This is a genomic window from Flavobacterium sp. XGLA_31, assembly GCF_051547105.1.
Lineage (GTDB): Bacteria > Bacteroidota > Bacteroidia > Flavobacteriales > Flavobacteriaceae > Flavobacterium.
Window position 1 is genome coordinate 233,460 of record NZ_JBPTTM010000002.1, and the last position, 24,843, is coordinate 258,302.

A 24,843-nucleotide genomic window follows, 5' to 3' on the forward strand; every position below is an offset into this window, starting at 1 on the left:
TATGAAAAAAAACTACTTCTTTGGATTATTGTTGATCATGGGGCTGTCGGTACACGCGCAAATTGTAAACATCCCCGATGTTAATTTTAAGAACGCATTGATCAATACGAATTGTGTGACTGATGGTTCCAGTCAATTTACAACAGACGTTGATACCAACGATGATGGAGAAATTCAGGAAAGTGAAGCTTTGGCTGTAACCTGGTTAAACGTTTCGGATCAAAATATTGCTGACTTAACAGGGATAGAAGCCTTTGCTAATTTGGAGTTATTGTATTGTCAGAATAATGCGTTGACTACTCTCAACTTGAATAATTTTATAAACCTGCGGTATTTGTATTGCAGTAACAATAGTATAACCAATTTGAGTTTGACCAATTGTTTTAATCTTTACCAATTCTTTTGTTCTTATAATCCGATGACTTCCATCGATTTAAGTAGTACCAAAGCTTATAGACTTTATATAACTAACAATCCTAATTTGACTTATCTTAATCTCAAAAACGGATTTATGACAGACGGTTATTATTCATTTAAAACGCTTGCGTTACCGCCGCCGCCGCCAAGTCAAATTAGTGACAATCCGAATTTAAATTTGGTGTGCTGTGATGACTTTGAAGTCTATTATATAACCAATCATGGTAATTTCGGAGGACCAATAGGGGATACGGTTAACGTCAATAGTTATTGTACCTCGACTCCGGGAGGCAGTTTCAATACGATTAACGGAAATATTGCCTTTGACTGCGATGGAATAAATGAAGGGATAGGCTACCGGAAAGTTACATATACAAATGGTTTTCAAAACAGTTACGTTTATACGAACTATGGGGGAGGGTATTCTTTTTATACCGGTCCCAATACACTGACTGTTACCCCTCAATTGCCTCATCCGGATTATTTTGTGATGACACCGGCCAATTATAATTTTAATTTTACGGGTTCAGGTACTACGGAAACAGCAAACTTTTGTTTGGTGCCTAATGGAAACCATCCTGATTTAGAAATAACCGTAACTCCGCTCAATTCCGCACGTCCCGGGTTTAGTACACATTATATGATAACGATTGTCAATAAAGGAAATCAAAGTCAATCCGGTATAGTGACGTTTACTTATGATGGTGCTGTTTTAGATTATGTGGCTTCGTTTCCGTCAGCCAATGCCTGGACAACAAACACGGTCTCATGGGATTTTAACAATTTAGTACCATACGAAAGAAAAAACATGGAGTTGGTGCTTAATCTTAATTCGCCACAAGAAGTTCCGCCGCTTAATTTGGGTGACATTTTGAATTTTCAGGCAATGATCAATTCCAGCCTTACTGACGAAACCCCGAATGATAATGTATTTGCTTTTAATCAAACAGTGGTAAACTCTATGGATCCAAACGACAAAGAAGTGGTTGAAGGCTCGCAAATCAGCACAGATAAGATTGGAGACTACCTGCATTATGTGGTGCGTTTTCAAAATATGGGTACAGCTCCGGCAGAAAATATTGTAATCAAGGATATGCTCGATGCCAATTTGGACTGGAGTACCTTAGAGATGGTGTCAAGCAGTCATCCGTTCAGAAGCACGCTGACTTCCGGAAACAAATTGGAAGTATTTTATGAAGGGATTAACCTGCCTGATGCCACTACCGATGAAGCGGCCAGCCACGGTTATATTGCGTATAAAATTAAACCCAAAAGCACGCTTGTTGTAAACGATGTGATTTCCAATACAGCCAACATCTACTTTGATTTTAATTTCCCGATAGTGACCAACACGGTCACCACAACAGTTACTGCTCTGGGTACACCGGGCCTTGCACCAAACAGCCTGTTTGTTTTGTATCCTAATCCGACTTCAAATAATTTGAATATTGCTGTTTCAAATAATGTTAACGTTAAAGCAATTACAGTCACCAACCTTTTAGGACAAGTCATGATGAAGTTTACACCAGCCTCCGTAATTGATGTGGCTGCGCTTGCCAAAGGAACGTACCTCATCACTGTGGAAACCGATAAAGGAAAAGAAACCCGGAAGTTTAGTAAGTTATAAAAACAAAAAATCCCGAGCCATCGGGATTTTTTATAATTAGACATTGGCTTTATTAAGTTTGCTGTTCTTGTGACTGAAACCAAAATAAATGGTTAGCCCGATGAGCAGCCAACAGGTAAAATAAATCCAGTTCCAAATGCTGAGTTCGGCCATCATGTAAAGACAGCAAACCAAACCGAGTAACGGAATCAGCGACAAGTTTTGTTTCCAGGACCAAACAGCAAAACACAATAGGGAAATCAGGAAGATATACATAGGGATTTTGTGTTTGAACAAGCTAAATCCGCTCTCGTATTTTAAACTGGTGTCAATAGGCATATTATCCACTACTTGTTTGTAGGTTGCCTCGTTTTGACTGAATTCACTCAGCAATTGCTCCACATCAGGTGTGTTGACATCAGTTTTTAATGCGGCTAAATAATCGTATACCTTTTTTGAATCTTTTTTACTCAATGAAGTTACGATATCCGCCGGAGCGTTGATTTGTTTTTCATTGGTTATAAAAGCCATCGTTGCGGGTTTGTTTACCGTAAAAGCAACTCCAACACCAACCAGCAACAACATCGGAAATACAAATTTCGAATTGATATAGGGCGTTTTGAATTTCCCTCTCGGGATGTCTTTTTTGTTTTGCAATACCAAAACTCCGGCACAAACCAATACAAAAGCAAACAAGGTACCTATGCTGCAAAGGTCAGTCACCATGGTTAAGTTCAGGAACAAAGCCGGAACAGCCACTACAAATCCGGTAACAATCGTAGCATAGGAAGGCGTATGGTATTTTGGGTGCACTTTGGAGAAACGTTTGGGCAATAATCCGTCACGGCTCATACTCATCCAGATGCGGGGTTGCCCCATTTGAAATACAAGCAATACACTTGCCATAGCCACTACAGCACTCACCGCAATGATACCCGACATCCATTTTAAATTCAGTTTGTCAAACACAAAAGCCAATGGATCGCCCACATTTAAATCGGAATAATTTACCATTCCGGTCAATACTAAAGCAATGATTACGTAAAGAATAGTACAAATGATAATGGCCCACATCATTCCTTTGGGAAGATCACGTTGTGGGTCTTTGCATTCTTCTGCCGTGGTGGAAATGGCATCAAAACCAATGTAGGCAAAGAATACGGCAGACACGCCTTTCAATATGCCGCTAACCCCATTGGGCGCAAATGGACTCCAATGCGTAGTGTCAACATAAAAAATACCAACAGCTATAACCAACAGTATAATACAAAGCTTTACGACCACCATCAGATTGCTGGCATTACGCGATTCTTTCATACCTCGATACACCAAATAAGTGATTACGATGATAATTAATAATGCAGGTAAATCGGCAACCAAGTGAAAGGATCCAAGCGTTGGGGATGTTGTCCACGCCATATAAGCGGTCTGAAGATTCTCAGGTAAATTGGCAAATGCTTTTCCGCTTTGCATCAGGGCAGTAGCATCTTTAAAACCATTAGAGGCGGTTAAATAATCCATTTGGACCCATTGGGGTAAATGAATGCCGCCGCTTTCAAGGAGGCCTGTAAAATAATCACTCCAGGAGATGGCTACCGTTATGTTACCAATAGCGTATTCCATGATTAAGGCCCAACCAATAATCCAGGCAATAATTTCACCAAAAGCCACATACGAATAGGTGTACGCACTTCCGGAGACGGGTACCATCGAAGCAAACTCGGCATAGGCAAAAGCGGCAAAACTACAAGCAATAGCCGTAAATATGAATAGGAAAATAACAGCAGGACCACCATCTGCACTGGCTTTCCCGATGGTACTGAAAATCCCGGCACCAATAATAGCAGCGATACCAAAAGCAGTTAAGTCTCTTGCGGTTAAATGTTTGCCTAAAGCCTGATGTCCGTCAGCCTCATTTTTGGCAACCTGATTCAAAATATCCTGTACTGTTTTTTTTCGAAATAAATTGGAAAACCCCATAGTTTGTCTTTAATGATGGAAAAACAAATATATAAAAGATTTGATATTAAGAGGAGAATGTCCAGCGGACATTCGGAATTTTTTAAAACGAACCCTATGTTTAAATGTGATAGCTAAAGGATATAAATTTTGGCAATTAAGAAATAGCAATATTTAATCAAAAGACGGGGTAACCAAGAGAAATTAACCTTAACTTTAGAGTATAAAACGAATCTAAAACTTATGAAATATGACAAATGAAACTTCACAAGGCAAATGCCCGTTTTCAAACGGAGCTCTGAATCAAAGTGCCGGTAATGGCACCGGTAATCGGGATTGGTGGCCCAATCAGTTAAAATTGAATATTTTGCGTCAAAACTCTTCGCTTTCGAATCCGATGGGAGAGTCGTTTAATTATGCTGAAGCCTTTAAATCTTTGGATTTGAATGCGGTTAAAAAAGATATTTTTGACCTCATGACTCATTCACAGGATTGGTGGCCGGCCGACTATGGTCATTATGGCCCTTTCTTTATTCGTATGGCTTGGCACAGTGCGGGAACCTATCGTATTCATGACGGTCGGGGAGGTGCAGGATCCGGAACACAGCGTTTTGCTCCTTTAAACAGTTGGCCCGACAATGTGAATCTTGACAAAGCCCGATTATTGCTTTGGCCGGTCAAAAAGAAATACGGAAATAAAATTTCATGGGCGGATTTAATGATACTGGCCGGAAACTGTGCCCTCGAATCTATGGGGTTCAAGACTTTTGGTTTTGGAGGCGGAAGAGAAGATGTTTGGGAACCCGAAGAAGATGTGTACTGGGGATCAGAAACAACGTGGCTGGATGACAAACGTTATTCAGGTGACAGGGATTTAGAAAATCCTCTGGCTGCTGTTCAAATGGGATTAATTTATGTGAATCCGGAGGGACCAAACGGAAATCCTGATCCAATTGCAGCTGCACGTGACATCCGAGAGACCTTTGGACGAATGGCAATGAATGATGAAGAAACCGTGGCGCTTATTGCCGGTGGGCATACTTTCGGGAAAACACATGGTGCCGCTGATCCAAGTAAATATGTGGGCAGAGAGCCAGCCGCAGCCGGAATTGAAGAACAAAATTTAGGTTGGAAAAATTCCTTTGGAAGTGGTCACGGAGCTGATACTATTTCCAGCGGATTGGAAGGTGCCTGGACCACTACACCAACCAAATGGAGCAATAATTTCTTTGAAAATTTATTTGGGTATGAATGGGAATTAACAAAAAGTCCGGCCGGAGCGCATCAATGGAGACCCAAAGACAATGCAGGAGCCGGTTTAGTGCCTGATGCTCATGATCCGACAAAAAAGCATGCTCCTTTTATGCTTACTACAGATCTTTCTTTACGTTTTGATCCGGCCTATGAAAAAATCTCGAGACGATTCTATGAAAATCCGGATGCTTTTGCCGATGCTTTTGCCAGAGCTTGGTATAAACTAACCCACCGTGATATGGGACCTATTGCCCGTTATTTAGGACCGGAAGTGCCAAAAGAAGTATTGATATGGCAAGATCCTCTGCCGGCAGTGACTCACAAACTAATAGACTTTAATGATGTGAATGCTTTGAAAGCAAAAGTCTTGGCTTCAGGATTGACCGTTGCTGAATTAGTGTCAACCGCTTGGGCTTCGGCATCAACATTTCGTGGTTCCGATAAGCGAGGCGGAGCTAACGGGGCACGCATTCGTTTGGCTCCGCAAAAAGATTGGGCAGTTAATAATCCTTCTCAGCTTTCAAAAGTGTTAGATATTTTAACAACTATTCAAAAAGAGTTTAATGCAATGCAAACGGATGGGAAACAGGTTTCACTAGCTGATTTAATCGTTTTGGCCGGTTGTGCCGGTGTTGAACAGGCGGCTAAGAGTGCAGGGCACACTGTATCGGTTCCTTTTAGGGCGGGACGCACTGATGCATCTCAAGAACAAACCGATGTGGAATCATTTGCTGTTTTAGAACCTCAAGCAGACGGTTTCCGAAATTATGTGAAAAACAAGTCTAATGTTTCTGCAGAAGCATTATTAATTGACAAAGCACAATTGCTGACACTGACTGCTCCTGAAATGACAGTTCTTATTGGAGGGATGCGCGTGCTGAATGCTAATTTTGACAAATCACAACACGGCGTATTTACCAAAAATCCGGAAACTCTGACTAACGATTTCTTTGTCAATATCACTGATTATGGAACCAAATGGAAAGCAGCTTCTGCGGAGCAGGATATTTTTGAAGGAATAGATCGCGCCACGGGACAACACAAATGGACCGGAACACGAGTGGATTTAATATTCGGTTCTAATTCCGAACTTCGTGCTTTAGCGGAAGTTTATGCTTCGGATGATGCTAAAGCTAAGTTTGTACACGATTTTGTAGCAGCTTGGGACAAAGTGATGAATTTAGATCGTTTTGATTTGGTTTGATTTTTTTTAAATTGTTTATACTTCGGGAAGGCGTTTCAACATGTTGAGACGCTTTTTTTTGTAGTATAGGCTGAAATTATTTATTCATAGTAAAATTTAATACCCGGCTATTGTAATTAAATGAGTTAAGTGTGTACTTTTGCGCCATTAAAAAAATAACATTTAATCCATATATAATATGTCATTAGTAGGTAAAAAATTCCCGAGTATTGCAGTAGATGCCATCTCTTTTATGGGAGAAAATTTAAAAATCAATGTGCTTGAAGAAGCTACCAAAAACAACAAAAAGGTAATTTTATTTTGGTATCCAAAAGACTTTACTTTTGTTTGTCCAACAGAATTACACGCTTTCCAAGCAGCTTTAGGAGAATTTGAAAGCAGAAACACTATGGTAATTGGTGCATCATGTGATACTAACGAAGTGCACTTTGCTTGGTTGAATACACCAAAAAACCAAGGAGGAATTGAAGGTGTTAAATATCCAATCTTGGCGGATACTACCAGAAATTTAGCAGCTGCTTTGGACATTTTAGATGCAGAGTGGGTTTATGATGCCGATTTAAATGACGAAATTTTAGAAGGTTCTAACGTGACTTTCAGAGCTACATATTTGATTGATGAAACAGGTAAAGTTTTCCATGAAAGTGTAAATGATATGCCATTAGGTAGAAATGTTAATGAATACCTTAGATTAATTGACGCTTACACTCATGTTCAAACCAACGGAGAAGTTTGTCCGGCTAACTGGAATAAAGGAGAGGAAGCTATGAATGCTGACAGAAAAAGTACAGCTTCTTATTTAGCATCACACTAACAGTTACTGATTAAATAAAAAAAGCCCTCAAATTTGAGGGCTTTTTTTATGGTGTAAATACAGTCTTGTAATTATGCCAATAGCGATAAATTAAGAAAATGTTTCCCAAGAACAGCCCAATGGCAATCGGCAATGTTTCGGGGGTCATAAAATAATTGATGAGTAAAATATTAAATGTAACCGGGAGTATCACAATGTTGGCTAAACTTACATATTTTCCGGTGACATAGGCCAAGCCGCAAAGCAATTCCACTCCTTTGGCTAAAGGCATCAAATAGACAGAGGCTACAAGTCCTACCTGAAAGGCTTTAAAATCTCCTGTAGTTATAGGTTCGGGCATTAATTTTAAAAAGAAACTAATAGACACGAAGAGCAAGAACAAACCAATTAAGGTCCTGATAATTAGAGTAGCGATTTTCATTATTATTGGTGTTTAATGATTGGTTTATCAAAGTTAGATAAAAAAATACCATTAGCCGAAACTAATGGTATTTATTTCATTATCAGGAAACTAATTGTTATTTGATCATGATTTTTTTATATCCAAAATAAACCAGTACAATGAGTAACAGGAGTGCCCAAAGTCGAACTATAAAAGCAATTATGGCTTCCATCATATACCATCCGGATTTTAAACTGTCTAGAATCTGCAGGCCGATATGAGGTCGGTATGCATTGCTGCTTTTTTCATTTAAAATCAATTCTTTTTTTACTGTTTCTCTCTGGTACAAATACAAAGTAACGGTACTAAAACTCACTTGGTCTTCCAAAGCTAAATTACTCATCGTAGCAGCATCACTTTCTGAAGCCCGGTCCAAGGCATGATCTTCAGCAGTGGTTAGATCATTTAGTTTTTTCCCTTTAGTATCGATGTCTTTTTCTAATCGTTTTTGGTGGTTGTTGATTCTTCTTTGTGCCAATTTATTCGCTAACAATTGCAAAGACACATCATCCATTTTTATGGAGCGGTTGTCCCAAAAATCGACCTCTTTAGTCAAAGCGGTCAAAACCGAATCCAATTCAGTATTTGGGACCCTAAGTGTAATCGTATTATCAACGGTATACCTGGTAGTTTCAAGAATACTGTCCTGGCTAACCTGAGTTTCATCGTGTTCATTGACGGTACTTTTCATATCAGTATTGGTAATAAAACCACCATGTTTTCGCACGATGTTTTCAATGGAATAGGTTGATTTGGCCACATTCTTCACTTTGAATTTTAAATCGGCTGTACGTACAAATTTCCGGACAGTTGTGTTTTTAGCGGTTGGAGTATTCCCGCTAATTGTTTCCGGTGTGTTGGGAATTACAGCCGTTGAGTCGGCTAAGGCCTTTGTGTCGGCAGTAGCTTCATTTGCTGCTGCCTGCTTGCAAGCTATGGCAAGAAGTCCGAATAGGAGTAGGGCTAAGCCCGGTTTTGAAAAGTGCTTCATCTTACATTCATTTTAATGAGTTATTAATAGAGTTCAAATTTTACAAGACAAAGTAGTTTACTATCAATAGCGCAAATGAGTTTAAGGTGAATACTATTTAATTTGTATTAAAAAGTGTGCCAAAATTTTGAAAACAATCTCCATGTGGAAAGAATTTTTTTTATTGTAAATTTGAATACCAAAAAAAGACTCCTTGAGAACAATACTTTCCAAAGAAATTAAGCATCCTGAAGCATTAAAAAAACAACTCTTACAGTGGTCTCAGCAGTTCAGAGAAATCGTTTTTTTGGATTCAAATACCTATCATCAAAAGTATACTGAATTTGACGCCGTGTTGGCTGTGGATGCGTTTACTTCCATAAAAACCGATTATCAAAACGCTTTTGCCGATTTACATCAATACCAGCAACAAGCTAAGGATTGGTTGTTTGGTTACTTGTCTTATGATTTGAAAAATGATATAGAAGATTTGCGGTCTGATAATTTTGACGGCTTGCATTTTCCTGATTTGTTTTTTTTTCAGCCCAAAAAAATATTTCTGTTAAAAGAAAACATGTTTCAAATACAGTATTTGCATTTGTGCGATGATGAAATGGAATCAGACTGGGAAGCAATACTTTCGAGTGTTGAATTTGAAGTTCCCGGTTCAACAATTGCAATTGAACAACGCATTTCAAAAAAAGAGTATATTGACAAAGTCTCAGAAATGCTTCGGCATATTCATCGGGGGGATATTTATGAAGCAAACTTCTGTATGGAATTCTACGCCGAAAAAGCAGTCATTCATCCTTTAGCGATTTATCAAAAACTCAATGCTATTTCGAAGCCGCCTTTTGCGGCCTTCTTCAAAAACCAGGAGTATTATTTGTTATCTGCTTCTCCCGAACGGTACCTAAGGAAAGAAGCTAACAAAGTAATATCACAACCCATAAAAGGAACGGCTCAACGGTTTGCCGATGAAGCCTCTGATGAAAAGGCTAAAATAGAGTTGGCATCCAATCCGAAGGAACGCTCGGAAAACATCATGATTGTTGATTTGGTGCGTAACGATTTATCACATACAGCAGTCAAAGGATCGGTCGAAGTGGAAGAGTTATGTGGAATTTATTCTTTTGAACAAGTGCATCAAATGATTTCGACAGTAGTTTCAAAAGTAGAGAGCACAATTGCTCCTGTAGAAATACTGCAAACTACTTTTCCGATGGGAAGCATGACGGGCGCTCCTAAAATTTCCGCCATGAAAATCATAGAAGAATTAGAAGAAACCAAGCGAGGGTTATACAGTGGGGCTTTGGGTTATTTTACTCCTCAAGGCGATTTTGATTTTAATGTGGTTATTCGAAGTATTTTGTATAATGCAAAAGAAAATTATTTGTCTTTTTCAGTAGGGAGTGCTATCACTTCACTTGCCAGCCCTGAGCAGGAATATGAAGAATGTTTACTCAAAGCCAAAGCCATGTTTGCTGTGTTGCGTTAAATTAAAATGACTATTTTTGAGGATGCTCACAAAATTTCAAAATCATCTCAGCACTAACTTTCCTTTTTTAAAGGAAGGACGATTGCTACTGGCTGTCAGCGGAGGTGTTGATAGTATGGTTTTGTTGTATTTGTGTCATCAGCTACAGCTCCCTTTTGCTGTTGCTCATTGCAATTTTCAATTGCGTGGCGATGAAAGTGATGGTGACGAACAATTTGTCAAAGCGCTTTGCGAGGAACTTAAAATTCCTGTTTTCACCCAAAAGTTCATCACGGCGGCTTTTGCAGAAGAACATAAATTATCCATTCAGGTGGTTGCTCGAAAACTTCGCTACGAATGGTTTGAAACAGTATTGTTAAATCACGATTACGATTATATCCTGACGGCTCACCAATTGGATGACAGTTTGGAAACGTTTTTAATTAATTTTTCTCGGGGAACGGGTTTAGATGGTTTGATTGGAATCCCACAACAAAATGGAAATATTGTTCGTCCATTACTGATTTTTTCCCGAAGCGAAATTGAAGCTTTTGCCAAAGAAAACAAGTTGCCATGGCGAGAAGACAGCAGCAACGCTTCTGATAAATACCGGAGAAATAAAGTACGCCATCAAGTAATTCCTGTGCTGAAAGAATTGAATCCGAGTTTGTTGCATTCCTTTGAGAATACTGTCAAAAACCTACAGCAAGCTCAGACTTTAGTAGATGATGCTGCACAAATAGTCTACAATCAGGTGGCTACTAAAACAGATAATCAAGTTAAAATTAGCTTGGTAAAACTTTTAAAATGCAGAAATTACAAAGCCTATTTGTACCAATGGCTGCAACCTTTTGGTTTTACGGATTGGGAGGTAATTTATGATTTGCCTCAAGCCCAATCCGGAAAAAAAGTGTTTTCGGAAACACATATTTTGCTGAAAGACAGAGTTTCTTTGATTTTATTTCCCAAACAGACGGATGATAGTAGGGAGCAATTCTGGATTGAAAAAAATCAAAAAGACGTTAAAGTTCCCTTAAAAATGTTGTTTTGCCGTGTAGCTGACATTACGAATCCATCAAGTAGCACTATCTTTGTTGATGAAGATATACTCACTTTTCCATTACAAATCAGGAAGTGGGAGGAAGGCGATGTTTTCTTTCCGTTGGGAATGAATGGTAAAAAGAAAGTCAGTAAGTTTTTTAAAGATGAAAAAATAGCTTTACCTGATAAGTTAAATACATGGATTTTGTGCTCTGATAATCAAATTGTTTGGATAATAGGAAAAAGAGCTGACAATCGATTTAAAATAACAAAACAAACCACGAATATACTACAAATACAACTTCAAGAATGAACAAATTATTAGTTACGCTTCTTTTGCTTTTGGCCTTCGCCAAAGGAACCACACAGATTATAAAACCCGTAAAATGGACCAGTAAAGTCGAGAAAGTTTCTGATACCGAATTCAATTTGGTAATGAACGGAACCATCGATGAAGGATGGCATGTGTATTCACAATATACGCCGGATGGCGGGCCATTATCTGCAGAATTCAGTTTTGACAATGCCAAAGGAAATTATGAACTAATCGGAAAACCCAAGGAGAGCCCGTATAAAAAGCATTTCAACGATGTGTTTGGCGTGGATGAGTATTATTTTGAAAAGAAAGTGACTTTTACTCAAAAAGTAAAAATAATCAACGCTAAGCTTACTTCCATCAAAGGAAAAATTGATTATCAGGTTTGTAAAGAAAGTTGTATCAACGATAACAAGCAGTTTACTTTCGTTATTCCGACCTCAGAAGCGGAAGTAACAACATCTGCAACTGTCACTACCAAAGTAGATACAGTAGCGGTCAAAGAAAATACAGTAAAGCAAAACGTTCCTCAAAATAAAGCAATTGCATCAGAAATAGCAAAGCCCAAGAAAGAAGAAAAAAAAGGGTTATGGATGATTTTCTTTTTAGCTTTTTTAGGCGGTTTTGCTGCTTTATTGACGCCATGTGTATTCCCAATGATTCCAATGACCGTGAGCTTTTTTACCAAACAGAGCAAAACACCGGCACAAGGAAAACGCAACGCTGTTATTTACGGAATTTCCATTATCGCTATATATGTAGTTTTAGGATTAGCCATCACTGCAATTTTTGGTGCTGATGCATTAAATGCATTATCGACCAATCCTTGGTTCAATGTAATTTTCTTTGTATTATTGATTGTGTTTGCCGCCTCATTCTTGGGGGCTTTTGAAATCATGCTGCCTAATTCCTGGGCCAATAAAGTCGATCGTCAAGCAGATAGAGGAGGGGTAATAGGTATACTTTTCATGGCTTTGGCATTGGCTATCGTTTCGTTCTCCTGTACAGGTCCCATCGTAGGAACATTATTGGTAGAATCAGCTTCTAAGGGAGGAATTGCTCCTATAGTAGGCATGTTAGGATTTTCGTCAGCCTTGGCTTTGCCGTTCATGTTGTTTGCCATGTTTCCAAGTTGGTTGCATTCGTTACCAAAATCAGGCGGATGGTTGAATACGGTTAAAGTTTCTCTGGGCTTTCTGGAATTGGCTTTAGCATTCAAGTTTTTATCCAATGCCGATTTGGTTTTGCAATTGCATTTGTTGGAAAGAGAAGTATTCCTTGCCATTTGGATAGCAGTGTTCGGAGCTTGGGCATTGTATCTTTTTGGTAAGATTAGCACTCCACATGATAGCCCAATAGCACATATTTCGGTAGGAAGATTGTCACTGGGAGTTTTGGTTCTGGCATTTACAGTTTATATGATTCCGGGCTTATTCGGAGCGCCTTTGAAGTTAATCAGTGCTTTTCCGCCACCACAGACCTATAGCGAAAGCCCTAATGGTTTCTTCGGTTCATCTGGAGCTTCACAATCTGCCACATTGCCTGATGGGGCAGAGGCAGGGCCTCATGGTTTGACGGTTTTTAAAGACTATGCCAAAGGGTTTGCCTACGCCAAAACGGTAAACAAACCTATTATGATTGATTTTACAGGACATGCCTGTGTAAATTGCCGTAAGATGGAAAATAATGTTTGGTCAGATGAAAGAGTGTTACAAGTCTTGAAAAATGACGTGGTTTTGATTTCTTTGTATGTTGATGAGGATAGAGATTTACCCAAAAGTGAACAATACGTTTCTAAAATCACAGGAAACGAGATCGTTACCGTGGGTGACAAGTGGACAGAGTTTATTATCACTAAATATAAAACTAATACCCAACCGTACTACGTTTTAACCGATTTAAAAGAACAAAATCTGAATACACCGGTAGGTTACACTCCAGATGCTAATGAATATCTGGCATGGTTAAAACAAGGTATTTCCAAATTCAAATAACATAAAAAAAGTCCCTGGATAGGGACTTTTTTTATTTTTATACTTCCTGCTCTTTAGGCGTTCAACGTATAATTCACAGAAATAGCAGTATTCAATAATTGCGAAATAGGACAGTTTTGTTCGGCGTCTTTTACCAATTCGGCAAATTGACCTGTTTCAATCCCGTCTACCTGGGCGGATAAGGTTAGGTTGGAAGCCACAATCTTACCATCCTCAAAAACAATTTCACAGTTTGTTTTTAATTCTGTTGGAGTAAATCCGGCAGCCTGTAGATTAAAGGCCAATTTCATAGTGAAACAACCTGAATGAGCCGCCGCTACTAATTCTTCAGGATTAGTACCTATTCCATCTTCAAAACGGGAACTGAAAGAGTATTGGGTTTGATTCAATACCGTACTTTGGGTTGTTAGATGACCTTTGCCGTCTTTTCCGGTGCCGTTCCATACGGCCGTTGCTTTTCTTTTCATACCTAAAAATTTAAATGAAGCCTAAAGTTACACAAAATTGCATTGTGATGAGTCAGGTTGATGTTAAATCTTTTAACCAGTTAGATCAAGGTGGAGTAGCCAAGCCTTGATAATCGTTATTAGCATTTCCTCGGCAATAGTATAAGAATATCGAATAGAATCAAATTATGATTAAGCCGTTCTGATGGATTCTTGAGTTTTTACAACATGTTACTTAGCGCTTGATATTCTTGTTTCAACAATGAAAATACTACCGAATCTTCCATCTGGTTGTTTGTAAAATAATGTTCCCGCAGTATACCTTCTTGAGTAAATCCAAATTTTGCCACACTTTTCAGCGACGGGATATTGTCTTTTCCAATAAAAGCCTCTACACGATGCAGGTTCATTTGGTTAAAACCATAATCCAAAACGGCTTTCAGCGTTTCGTGCATAAGTCCTTTGTTTTTATACGTTTCGTCAAAAAGACCATAACCAATTTCAGCCCGATTGTGATCTAAATACCACGTGTGATAGCCACACCAGCCTATTACTTTTTCGTCTTTCTTGTCAAGAATCTGAAAATAAAGATAGGATTTATTGAAAGTGTATAAGCCTCCGTTAAACTTTTCTTTTTCTTTACGAAGGGTTTCTGTTGAAGACAACCCTAAAAAGGAGCACAGGGCATCATCAGTATAATTGGTGTAGATATACTGATGGGTATCGGGATTGATTTTTCGCAGTAAAAGACGTTCTGTGGTTAAAATTTCAAATTCCATAAGAGTGATTGATAACTCAAAAATAAATCTTTTTTTTCAAATTCTGTCACAGCAAATGAAACGAGCTCTTGTAAAGAGATTGCTTCCATCCGATAAAATAAAAAAGCTGTATTTATGATGGAACCAAGATTATGAATCAGTCAATCTCAATCAAATTTTACAAAAGGAGATAAAATCGCTTTTTTATGGTCAGTTTTGAGAGCGGCTAATTGTTTTTGTACTTCCTTAAAATCATCTGTTGGTTCCGTTTTTTTAAATTCAATTAATTCAAAGCCGCTTTTCGTTTTTAAGTTTTCAAATTTAACAATGCCTTCATTAAATTGATTGGTGCTTACAATACAAGGTTGCACATACCAAGGTAAATTTTGAGCCGTGTAAATTATGATATTGCCATCAGTCGAAATGTATTTAGTGGTACTCATTCCCAAAACAGTCAGTGTAGATTTTGCTTTTTTAAAGGTCAGCTCTTTGAAAGAAAAAAATTCAGTATCGTTGGGCTTGTAGCAAACGGTATTGCTTTTATAATCGATATAAATATGTTGTTCTCCGGAAACTTTTAAATTAACACCTTTTGCCTCGAGTGTTTGGACATCGTTCAGATAATTGATGCTTTCATTGGAATAGAAATTATAGATTACGCTGTTTAAAAACAAATCTTCAAATTTTGAATCCTTATCGTTTTTTCCGTTGTATTGAGTGTCAACAATCTTATATTTTGCCAAATAGATTTCCTGGGCATTAGTAGAATGAATAATCAATAAAATCAGGGCTGTACTAAAAAATATTTTTTTCATAATGATTAGTTTTAAATAAGAAGGGACTGTTGTCCCTTCTTATAGGTTACTATTATTTTTGTTCAAAAATGTTTTGTTCATTCAGACTTTTCATCAAAGCTTCATTGAACTCTTTGGTTTGTAAATTTTTATCCGTCAAATCGGTTTCGAGGGCTGTAATAGTTCCTTTTTCATCGGTGGTCGCCACCGCTTTAAAAGTCTGGGTACCCGAGCAGGGACCGGTCATAGTAATCGAACCGTGAATAGAATTAATACGTGGAGGAAACAATTGATAATCAATATCAATAGAGTAATGAATGACGCACCCGCCACTCAACTTGATGTCTCCTTCAATATGTTTTTTAGTAAAAACGTCTTCACTGCCGATAGCGGAAGTATAAACTCCGGGCAGATTTTTTGCATTTGTGGGGGTTGCCAATAAAAGGACCGTGGCGATTAAGCCGTAAAAGAAATTTTTCATAAATTTGTGTTTTAAAATAGATTTTGCAGTCCGGCTTTGTGTCTTCCAAAACAATATAAAGTAGGGCTGCATTTTTTTTTGGTTGGTTTTATCAATCTTCCGCTTAATAACAAACCTCTAAAATAAACGGAACATAAATCTAGTGTCACTTGGAGAGGGTAAGTCTCTTTCTTTACCAATTATTTGATTTACATGTTTTTGTATTGTAAATATAGTATTTATATGTCAAAAAAAAGTACACTAAAAGTGTATGTTTTGTTAAATGTTGACTTGCAGTTCAATCTTGTGATGAAATCAATTTCCTACCACGTCAAGTATAAGTCGTTGCGATTTACTTTAAAGAGGTCTTATATAGGTTTTATGGGGTTGGTTACCTTATAAAAGGAGTTCAGGAGGCCTTTTTCTTCGTACTATACCCCTTATAAGCGGTTTTATAACTACTTTTAAGTGGTTAAGAACCCCTTTTATGTGGTTGCTAACCACTTTAATCCCGTTGAAAACCTCTTTAAACAAGTACCTAACGTGTTTTTAGTACCCATACAACCCCTTTAATCCGGTCTGCAACGGTTTTATACCAGTTTACAACCTCTTTTAATCGGGTCACCACGCCATAAAAGGGGATGAGTCTACGCACAAAGAATCAATTAACTTAAGTTAGCAAAATCACTGTTATGGGTGATGCTGCTTTGGAACAAAATTTATGCAAGCGCCTTCAAAACGGATACTTCAGGATGAAACGCATACAAAAAGCCCTGACCGTTTTCACACTGTCAGGGCTTTTCTCATCAAACTAAAAACAACCTTATATTTTGATATTAAGATGAAAAGTAATTAGAAAAGACTATCAACTTTTAACTCACTCTACCAACTCACTTTGGTTACGAAATACCAGCTTTCCGTCAAAACTATCCAACAGTATAATGCTGTCAGTAGTAACTTTTCCGGCTAAGATTTCCTTAGACAATTGGTTGAGCACCTCGCGCTGGATAACTCTTTTTACCGGACGGGCACCAAATTGCGGATCATATCCTTTTTCGGCTAAGTAGTCAATAGCCTCCGGAGTAGCATCCATGGTGATGTTTTGTTGGGCCAACATTTTGGTTACACTTTTTAATTGCAATCCAACAATCTCTTTAATGTTGGCACTTGTTAATGGTGTAAACATCACAATTTCATCGATACGGTTGATAAACTCAGGACGCACGGTTTGTTTTAACAAGCCCAATACTTCGGTTTTTGCCGCTTCGGTGGCCGCTTCAAGCCCTCCTTTGAGGTTTTCAAATTTCTCTTGTATAATAGCACTTCCCATATTAGAAGTCATGATAATGATGGTGTTCTTGAAGTCGGCTACACGGCCTTTGTTATCGGTTAGGCGTCCTTCATCCAATACCTGCAATAGGATGTTAAATGTGTCAGGATGGGCTTTTTCAATTTCATCCAACAGCACTACCGAATACGGTTTACGTCTCACGGCTTCCGTCAACTGTCCGCCTTCATCATACCCAACATATCCCGGAGGAGCACCCACTAAGCGACTCACGCTGTGGCGTTCCTGGTACTCGCTCATGTCAATACGGGTCATGGCGTTTTCGTCGTCAAATAAATATTCTGCCAAAGCCTTAGCCAACTCAGTCTTACCAACCCCTGTGGTTCCTAAAAACAAGAAGGTACCTATAGGTTTTTTAGCATCCTGCAAGCCGGCACGGCTACGACGTACGGCATCACTAATGGCTTCGATGGCTTCTTCCTGACCCACTACGCGGTGGTGTAATTCATCCTCAAGATGTAGCAATTTTTCTCTTTCACCCTGCAGCATTTTCATGACAGGAACTCCGGTCCATTTAGCCACTACTTCGGCAATATCTTCACGGGTTACCTCTTCTTTAATCAAAGAGTGCCCGGATTGGTTTTCAATGAGTTGGGCTTGCAGGGTATCGAGTCTTTCTTGTGCCTCTTTGATTTTTCCGTAACGTATCTCAGCTACCTTACCATAATCTCCGTCGCGTTCAGCTCGTTCAGCTTCTGCTTTAAAGTCTTCTATTTCCTGTTTTACCGTCTGGATGTTGTCTACAACATCTTTTTCTGATTTCCATTTGGTAAAGATTTCGTTGCGTTCCTCTTTAAGGTTTGCTAAATCCAAACCTAATCCTTTGAGTTTGATTTCATCATTCTCTCGTTTAATGGCTTCAATTTCGATCTCCAATTGCATAATCTTTCTATCCAGCACGTCGAGTTCTTCTGGTTTTGAATTGATTTCCATACGCAATTTCGAAGCCGCTTCGTCCATCAAGTCAATAGCCTTATCCGGCAAAAACCGATTGGTAATATAACGTTGGGATAACTCCACCGCAGCAATAATTGCATCGTCTTTGATGCGTACCTTGTGGTGGGTTTCGTATTTCTCTTTAATCCCTCTCAGGATAGAAACAGCACTTTCGGTATCCGGCTCATCTACCATTACTTTCTGAAAACGACGTTCCAATGCTTTGTCTTTCTCAAAGTATTTTTGATATTCATCAAGAGTAGTGGCCCCAATGGCTCGTAGTTCTCCGCGAGCCAAAGCCGGCTTGAGTATGTTAGCGGCATCCATAGCGCCTTCACCACCACCGGCACCTACCAAGGTGTGGATTTCGTCTATGAATAAAACGATATCACCCTCTGCAGCAGTAACTTCTTTTACTACAGATTTCAATCGCTCTTCAAACTCTCCCTTATACTTGGCTCCGGCAATCAAAGCCCCCATGTCAAGAGAGTACACGATTTTGTCTTTCAGATTTTCAGGTACATCTCCATCCACAATACGATGGGCAAGACCCTCAGCTATAGCCGTTTTACCAACACCGGGTTCACCCACCAACATCGGGTTGTTTTTGGTACGACGGGTCAGGATTTGCAATACCCTTCTGATTTCTTCATCGCGACCAATAACAGGGTCGAGTTTCCCGGTACGAGCTAACTCATTCAGGTTTTTAGCGTACTTGTTTAAGGCATTATAGGTTTCTTCGGCTGAGGCAGAAGTGACGCGTTCCCCTTTACGGATTTCGGCTATAGCAGCTTCCAATCCTTTTTCAGTGACACCTTGGTCTTTCAGAATTTGCCCCACTTTGCTCTTTGATTTAAAGATAGCCAGAATTAAGTGTTCAATCGAAACGTATTCGTCGTTCATTTTCTTAGCTATAATATTGGCTTCGGTTAATGCTGTATTAGCCTCGCGGGACAGCATAAGCTCACCACCTGAAACTTTCGGGAAGCTTTGAATGGTACTGTCTAGTATTTTTTTAAATAAGTCCACATTCACATTGAGTTTTTTCAAAATGAATGGCGTTACGTTTTCATCTACTTCCAAAATTCCTTTGAAAATATGTTCGTTCTCCAACTGCTGTTGGCCGTAACTTTGTGCAATTTGCTGTGCTTGTTGCAGCGCTTCTTGCGATTTGATGGTTAAATTGTTGATGTTCATATTTTGTTGTTGTATTGTTAAAATTGTTTGAAATCGGTTCTTGTTTTTTAACTTTGAAACAATAACGTCAATTTGTATTCCAAATCTAATTTACCGACAAGATGGCTTGTTTTTCGCAACTTTGCTTTTAACTTTCGGTCAAAATGTCGTAAAACCAGACAATTATGAACTTATTCAAAAATATTTTTGGTACATCACCTTCTTCAGAAACTTCAAAAATAGGATGGAAGCCTTTAGCGGATACCGAACAATTGGATGACCTCATTCAAGAATCTGAAACCAAACCAGTATTGCTTTTTAAGCATAGCACCCGTTGTGGAATCAGTCGTATGGTATTGAAACAGTTTGAAAGCGAATTTGATTTGCATGATGAAGTAGTTCCTTATTTTGTTGATTTGTTGGAATACCGCTCGGTTTCTAATGAAATTGCCCATAGGTTTGAAGTGGAACACCAATCTCCTCAGTTGATTTTAATTCGCAAAGGGAAAAGTATTTATGACGCATCTCACAATGATATCATGGCTGATGACCTTAAACGATATTTAACAAATTGTTAAGAAAATTGTAACATTTATCTGTGAAATTGTTAAAAGCACTTGGTTATTTTTGTGGGCTTAATTTTATATACCCCATGAAATGACTTTTTTAAACACCAAAAAATTTACACTTTTACATGTCATCCTTTTTTCAGTTGCTCTTTCCACAATCACTGGAGCTTTTCTTTATTATTGGGAAAAGGAGCAACAAATGAAAGAAATCGAAGCGGCCAATGCCGGTCAGTATTGCAATTATAATATTAAACGTATTGATGGTTTTAAATTTGTAAGGCCTATACTTTGGGTAGATGAAGACTGCGAGTCTGATAAATTGGCAGCAACTAAACAAAAAATCACTGAAATAATTGAAAAATACAAACAGAGCGGTAATGTAAACAATGCATCGGTTTATTTGCGTTCTAATGGGGTGTGGACTTCTGTAAACCCGGATGAAAAGTATGAGCCGGGCTCCTTATTTAAAGTGCCCATACTTATTGCTGTTCTTAAAATGGAAGAAAACAATCCCGGTTTTCTGAATAAAGTAGTAACCTATAATCAGGAAGTAGCCACAGGCAAAAATGTCCGTTTTGTTTCTAAAGCTATTGTTCTGGGAAAAAGTTACTCTATCCGCGAGTTACTTACTTACATGATTAAGTATTCGGATAATGCAGCGACCATTTTGCTTGAAAAATATATGGAACCTAAAACACTTCAAAAACTATTTAAGGATTTGGGGGTAGAAGTGCCTAATCTTTATGCAAACAAATATTATTTCAATGCTCACGATTATACCCTTTTTATGAGAGCTATTTTTAATGCAGGCTACCTCACTATCAGTAATTCTGAATATGCCGCAGAACTTTTGAGTGAATGTGATTTTGAAGATGGTATTGTTAAAGGCTTGCCTCCTCACACTAAAATCGCTCATAAGTTTGGAGAGTCAGGTACCGAAACTGAAAAACAATTGCATGAGTCAGCTGTGGTTTATATAGACGATAAGGCTTATATGATAACCGTAATGACTAAAGGGAAAGATATGAAAACACTATCTGCTTTATTGAGTGAAATTTCATCTACCGTATATAACGACGAAAAAAACAGAGACAATTAAAGCAAACATAAATTAAAATAAAAAACTCCCTTAAATGGGAGTTTTTTATTTTCGGATATTTCTATTTCCGGAATCGGTTTGCTGCTATGATGTCTTTGAGCTTGTTTTTTACATCCTGTCCGGCATCGTATACCATTTGTTCGTTGCTTGGGAAGGGAACTGCCTTGCGGTCAAAATTTGGATAGTAACTTTCTTCACAGGCACGTTTATCACCAGTATATTTGGCATAAACAGAATTGAATACAAACTCACTACTTACCGGAAATGTCTGCAACAATTGATTGGTTCTGAAATCAATATAATCTACCTTAGCGGTAACCTGGCAGGTTTTAAGTTGGGAATACTCATAAATGCTGATACGAATGGTTTTCATATTGTCTACTTTGATGGGATGACCAAGGCTGTCTTTTACAATCTGACCTTGAGCGTTTACCAGATTTTTGACCCCGTCTTTAACCTGTTTTTCCTTTTCAAATTGTTTCTCTTTCACCTGTTCAGGAGAAATTGCTATGTCTCTGAAGTTTACAATCAAACCATAATCGTAGTCAATACCCTTTTGACGGTTACTATGGTAAACAGTCCATTTATCATTTAAGCCGTAGGTGCTGAAATCCAGTAAATCATCCTGCAGACGTTTCGGAATCACCATGTTGGTTTCATTTTTAGTATATACGCTGACAAAGTCGGTTCCCTTGAATTTGGCTTCGTCTATCAGTTTGCGAACGTCTTTAAAACCTGGATTCAGATTATCTAAATATACCAAATCATCATAAGCTCTGCGGATGGTTATTTTGTCTTTGGTTACCAATAGGGCTTTGGAATTATCATATAAATATTTTGACAAGGCATTTTTGCTGCTTACCATCTGATCAGTATAATCGTCAAACTGAAATTGGGCTTCACGGCCTTCTTTGAGTAATTTTAAGGGTAACAAAGGACGTATCTGTTCCTGACGGTAATTGAGCTGTACATAGGTATTGTATATTTTTTCCAAATTTTGGGGATTGGCATCCTTAAACCATGCATTAATAGCTCGCAAATCGCGCTCTTTAGCTTTTGCAAAAGCCTCTTCGAGCAGATATACATAGTCTTGTTTACCTTTAGCATTTTTATTGCCTTGTAGACCCTCTACCGAATTTCGAATGGCAGCATCATAATCGCCCGAGGTTAACAATTCACGGGTTTGCTTGACTGCACAAGCCGATACTAACAAAAATAGGGAGAGGAAAATAGTAATTTTTTTCATAAATAAGGGTTTGGAACAAAAATAGGAAAAATCGTTTTAAACTACCTGCAACAGAAAATTATAATCTTAAAAGTTCAAATAAAGATGATTCAAAACCATAAACATCTTTTGGGAAATGATGTTCGTCAGGTCATGTTAAGGTTTGTTCAACAACTCTGAGTGGAACCGTTGCCGTCTGCGATTGGTCAGCAGAAGTAACGGTCACGACATCATCAGTTTTGGTCAGTTGGTTCATATATGCAATGGTAATCAATACAAACTAAAATTTGTCTATTTCAGAAAATCTTTTAATTCCTGATAGGTCTTAATTTTGACACTTACCTTCTCTTTGCCCAGTACACTCTCAATTTGACTTGGAATAGTTAGAGTCAAGTCTAACAATGGTTCTACCACATCTAAAAATTTTATTGGATGTGCTGTTTCGAGGAATACTCCAATGCTTCCCGGATGCTTTGGCATTTCTTTTTTTAAACCTAAATAGCCTATAGTTCCATGTGGTTCGGCAATATAGCCGGTGCGATGGTACAAATCTTTGAGGGCAGCTTTGGTTTCGCTATCAGTGAAGCTGTAAGAAGTAAAATCATTCTCAAACTCTTTTAAATCATGGTGGTATAGTTCCTGAATCCGAATAAAATTACTTGGATTCCCCACATCCATTGCATTGGAAATTGTGGCGACGGAAGGTTTTGGTTCGTATAGTCCTTGCTGCAAAAAGCGGGGTACCGTATCATTAGCATTGGTCGAAGCTACAAAGTGGGCAATAGGTAACCCTAATCGTTTGGCCATAATACCGGCACAGATATTTCCAAAGTTGCCACTTGGACAGGAAAGAATAATTGGTTTGTTGTGTTTTTTTAATTGTTGGTACGCGAAGAAAATATAAAACATTTGCGGGAGCCAACGGGCAATATTAATAGAGTTGGCAGAAGTAAGATGATAAGGCTTTAAACTTTCATCAAGAAATGCTTTTTTGACCATGTCCTGGCAATCGTCAAACACACCGTCGACTTCAAGAGCTTTTATGTTTTGTCCAAGCGTGGTAAGTTGACGTTCTTGTATTTCACTTACTTTACCTGAAGGATATAATATAACTACTTCAACTCCTTTTACACCCAAAAAGCCACTGGCTACAGCGCCGCCGGTATCACCTGAAGTAGCGACCAAAACGGTGACTTTCTTCTTGTCATCATGACGATTAAAATAACCTAAACATCTTGACATGAATCGGGCTCCCACGTCCTTAAAGGCCATAGTAGGTCCGTGGAATAGCTCCAAAGAAAAGACATTTTCTTCTACAGGAACACATGGAAAATCAAAGCAAAGTGTTTCGGTTATAATCTGTTTGAGTTCAGTTTCCGGAATTTCATCACCTACAAATTGTTTAATGGCTTCATAAGCAATCTCTTCATGAGAAAGGTTTTCGATATTCTGAAAGAATGAATGGGGAAGAGGCGTTATACTTTCCGGGAAATACAATCCCTTGTCAGGAGCTAATCCCAAAACGACAGCTTCTTCAAAACTTACTTTGGGAGCTTTATTATTTAAACTAAAGTATTTCATGTTTTACTTTTAATTTGCAATCATTTTTAATTCACAATGGTTTTTACCCCTTCCTCATTTATTCTGCATAAATGAATGTCAAAAGGAATTCCGGTTTCTAAATAAGCATTGCTCATCGCATATGCTGCCTTTTCAGCCGTACTCTGCCCTTTACACAAGGCAAAGATAGAAGGTCCGGCACCCGATATCCCGGCACCTAACGCACCGGCATCCATGGCGGAATTTTTGGTGATGTCAAATCCGGGGATCAGTTTTTTGCGCAGAGGCTCTATAATGACATCCTGCAGCGAACGATGAATCAATTCGTAATCTTCAGTATATAGTCCGGCTACCAAACCGCCTAAGTTACCCCATTGCGTAATGGCTGCTTTTAGGTCGATTGTTGGTGACAATACTGCTCGGGCATCGGCTGTTTTGACTTCAATTTGCGGATGGAGCACCACAGCGTATAGTTCACTCGGGCTTTTAATTTTGATTACATCCAATGGATTATAGCCTCGGACTAATGTAAATCCGCCTAAGAGACATGGAGCTACATTGTCGGCATGTTCGCAACCGCTGGCTATGGCTTCGCCTTTCATGGCAAAGTCAACCAACTGATGTCTGTTAAAGGGTTGACCCAATAATTCATTAATACCATATACTGCTCCGGCTGCGCTGGCAGAAGAACTTCCGATACCACTACCGGCTTTTATCTTTTTATGAATTTCAATTTCAAAACCGCAATCAGGTTTAGCTGCAGCCATTATAGCCAATGCGGCCACGCCTGCTACGTTCTTTTCAGTTTCCAAAGGCAAATCTGCTCCGGTAATTTTAGTAATGGTAATGCCTTTAGCAGTCACTTTTCGGATTATCATCTCGTCTCCAACGCCTTCAAGACAAACTCCCAGAACGTCAAACCCACAATTGAGATTGGCTATAGTGGCAGGACAGAATATTTTGATTTCGTTCATGATA

At 38.6% G+C, this 24,843-nt stretch carries 20 protein-coding genes; 8 read left to right on the forward strand and 12 right to left on the reverse strand.

Going from position 1 to position 24,843, the window contains the following annotated elements:
• Position 1: 1 nt before the first annotated feature.
• A complete protein-coding gene (locus ACSVH6_RS05045) occupies positions 2 to 2,044 on the forward strand; it encodes a DUF7619 domain-containing protein (RefSeq protein WP_438076201.1) in 2,043 nt (680 codons plus the stop codon).
• Positions 2,045 to 2,080: 36 nt separating this feature from the next.
• On the opposite strand, the gene ACSVH6_RS05050 is transcribed toward ACSVH6_RS05045, so the two are convergent.
• Positions 2,081 to 4,003: an amino acid permease gene (locus ACSVH6_RS05050; protein WP_438076203.1), complete on the reverse strand. Its 1,923-nt coding sequence runs from the start codon at positions 4,001 to 4,003 to the stop codon at positions 2,081 to 2,083.
• A 229-nt stretch (positions 4,004 to 4,232) separates the two neighbouring features.
• Here ACSVH6_RS05050 and katG point away from each other — a divergent pair, with 229 nt between their 5' ends.
• Positions 4,233 to 6,440, forward strand: a complete 2,208-nt coding sequence (katG, locus tag ACSVH6_RS05055; protein WP_438076205.1) for a catalase/peroxidase HPI — start codon at positions 4,233 to 4,235, stop codon at positions 6,438 to 6,440.
• 178 nt (positions 6,441 to 6,618) lie between these two features.
• On the forward strand, positions 6,619 to 7,254 hold the full coding sequence (locus tag ACSVH6_RS05060; protein WP_438076207.1) for a peroxiredoxin: 636 nt from the start codon (positions 6,619 to 6,621) through the stop codon (positions 7,252 to 7,254).
• A 46-nt stretch (positions 7,255 to 7,300) separates the two neighbouring features.
• On the opposite strand, the gene ACSVH6_RS05065 is transcribed toward ACSVH6_RS05060, so the two are convergent.
• Positions 7,301 to 7,594, reverse strand: coding sequence for a DoxX family protein (locus ACSVH6_RS05065; protein WP_438076209.1), 294 nt, complete (start codon positions 7,592 to 7,594; stop codon positions 7,301 to 7,303).
• 178 nt (positions 7,595 to 7,772) lie between these two features.
• Positions 7,773 to 8,687 (reverse strand): DUF4349 domain-containing protein, encoded by a 915-nt coding sequence (locus ACSVH6_RS05070; RefSeq protein ID WP_438076211.1) that lies wholly within the window; start codon positions 8,685 to 8,687, stop codon positions 7,773 to 7,775.
• 193 nt (positions 8,688 to 8,880) lie between these two features.
• Between ACSVH6_RS05070 and ACSVH6_RS05075 the strand changes: the two genes are divergently transcribed.
• From ACSVH6_RS05075 to ACSVH6_RS05085, 3 genes are read left to right on the forward strand one after another with little or no spacing between them, the layout of a single operon-like run.
• Positions 8,881 to 10,164, forward strand: coding sequence for an anthranilate synthase component I family protein (locus ACSVH6_RS05075; protein WP_438076213.1), 1,284 nt, complete (start codon positions 8,881 to 8,883; stop codon positions 10,162 to 10,164).
• A 22-nt stretch (positions 10,165 to 10,186) separates the two neighbouring features.
• On the forward strand, positions 10,187 to 11,497 hold the full coding sequence (gene tilS, locus ACSVH6_RS05080) for a tRNA lysidine(34) synthetase TilS (RefSeq protein WP_438076215.1): 1,311 nt from the start codon (positions 10,187 to 10,189) through the stop codon (positions 11,495 to 11,497).
• Positions 11,494 to 13,494 carry a cytochrome c biogenesis protein CcdA gene (locus ACSVH6_RS05085; RefSeq protein WP_438076217.1) on the forward strand — a complete coding sequence of 667 codons (2,001 nt, stop codon included), beginning with the start codon at positions 11,494 to 11,496 and terminating at the stop codon, positions 13,492 to 13,494. The genes tilS and ACSVH6_RS05085 overlap by 4 nt, the downstream gene beginning before the upstream one ends.
• A 53-nt stretch (positions 13,495 to 13,547) precedes the next feature.
• Here ACSVH6_RS05085 and ACSVH6_RS05090 read toward each other — a convergent pair whose 3' ends face one another.
• The 5 genes from ACSVH6_RS05090 to clpB all read right to left on the reverse strand — a co-directional run bounded on the left by ACSVH6_RS05090 (position 13,548) and on the right by clpB (position 19,433).
• The gene (locus ACSVH6_RS05090) at positions 13,548 to 13,961 is read right to left on the reverse strand and encodes an OsmC family peroxiredoxin (RefSeq protein WP_438076219.1); all 414 of its coding nucleotides are present in this window, start codon (positions 13,959 to 13,961) and stop codon (positions 13,548 to 13,550) included.
• 200 nt (positions 13,962 to 14,161) lie between these two features.
• Positions 14,162 to 14,719: a GNAT family N-acetyltransferase gene (locus ACSVH6_RS05095; RefSeq protein ID WP_438076221.1), complete on the reverse strand. Its 558-nt coding sequence runs from the start codon at positions 14,717 to 14,719 to the stop codon at positions 14,162 to 14,164.
• 146 nt (positions 14,720 to 14,865) lie between these two features.
• Positions 14,866 to 15,513: a hypothetical protein gene (locus ACSVH6_RS05100; RefSeq protein WP_438076223.1), complete on the reverse strand. Its 648-nt coding sequence runs from the start codon at positions 15,511 to 15,513 to the stop codon at positions 14,866 to 14,868.
• 52 nt (positions 15,514 to 15,565) lie between these two features.
• Positions 15,566 to 15,973, reverse strand: coding sequence for a hypothetical protein (locus ACSVH6_RS05105; protein ID WP_438076225.1), 408 nt, complete (start codon positions 15,971 to 15,973; stop codon positions 15,566 to 15,568).
• Between the two features lie 856 nt (positions 15,974 to 16,829).
• Positions 16,830 to 19,433: an ATP-dependent chaperone ClpB gene (gene clpB / locus ACSVH6_RS05110; protein ID WP_438076227.1), complete on the reverse strand. Its 2,604-nt coding sequence runs from the start codon at positions 19,431 to 19,433 to the stop codon at positions 16,830 to 16,832.
• Between the two features lie 164 nt (positions 19,434 to 19,597).
• On the opposite strand from clpB, the gene ytxJ reads away from it, so the two are divergent.
• A complete protein-coding gene (ytxJ, locus tag ACSVH6_RS05115; protein ID WP_438076229.1) occupies positions 19,598 to 19,990 on the forward strand; it encodes a bacillithiol system redox-active protein YtxJ in 393 nt (130 codons plus the stop codon).
• Between the two features lie 190 nt (positions 19,991 to 20,180).
• Positions 20,181 to 21,080 carry a serine hydrolase gene (locus tag ACSVH6_RS05120; RefSeq protein WP_438076230.1) on the forward strand — a complete coding sequence of 300 codons (900 nt, stop codon included), beginning with the start codon at positions 20,181 to 20,183 and terminating at the stop codon, positions 21,078 to 21,080.
• Positions 21,081 to 21,141: 61 nt separating this feature from the next.
• Here the strand turns inward: ACSVH6_RS05120 and ACSVH6_RS05125 are convergent, their stop codons facing one another.
• The 4 genes from ACSVH6_RS05125 to ACSVH6_RS05140 all read right to left on the reverse strand — a co-directional run bounded on the left by ACSVH6_RS05125 (position 21,142) and on the right by ACSVH6_RS05140 (position 24,839).
• Complete coding sequence (locus ACSVH6_RS05125) at positions 21,142 to 22,326, reverse strand: hypothetical protein (RefSeq protein WP_438076232.1); 1,185 nt, start codon at positions 22,324 to 22,326, stop codon at positions 21,142 to 21,144.
• Positions 22,327 to 22,456: 130 nt separating this feature from the next.
• Entirely contained in the window at positions 22,457 to 22,579 is a 123-nt protein-coding gene (locus tag ACSVH6_RS05130; RefSeq protein ID WP_438076234.1) for a hypothetical protein, read from the reverse strand.
• Positions 22,580 to 22,596: 17 nt separating this feature from the next.
• Complete coding sequence (thrC, locus tag ACSVH6_RS05135; RefSeq protein ID WP_438076236.1) at positions 22,597 to 23,886, reverse strand: threonine synthase; 1,290 nt, start codon at positions 23,884 to 23,886, stop codon at positions 22,597 to 22,599.
• A 26-nt stretch (positions 23,887 to 23,912) separates the two neighbouring features.
• Positions 23,913 to 24,839 (reverse strand): homoserine kinase, encoded by a 927-nt coding sequence (locus ACSVH6_RS05140; RefSeq protein ID WP_438076238.1) that lies wholly within the window; start codon positions 24,837 to 24,839, stop codon positions 23,913 to 23,915.
• Between the last annotated feature and the right edge of the window lie 4 nt (positions 24,840 to 24,843).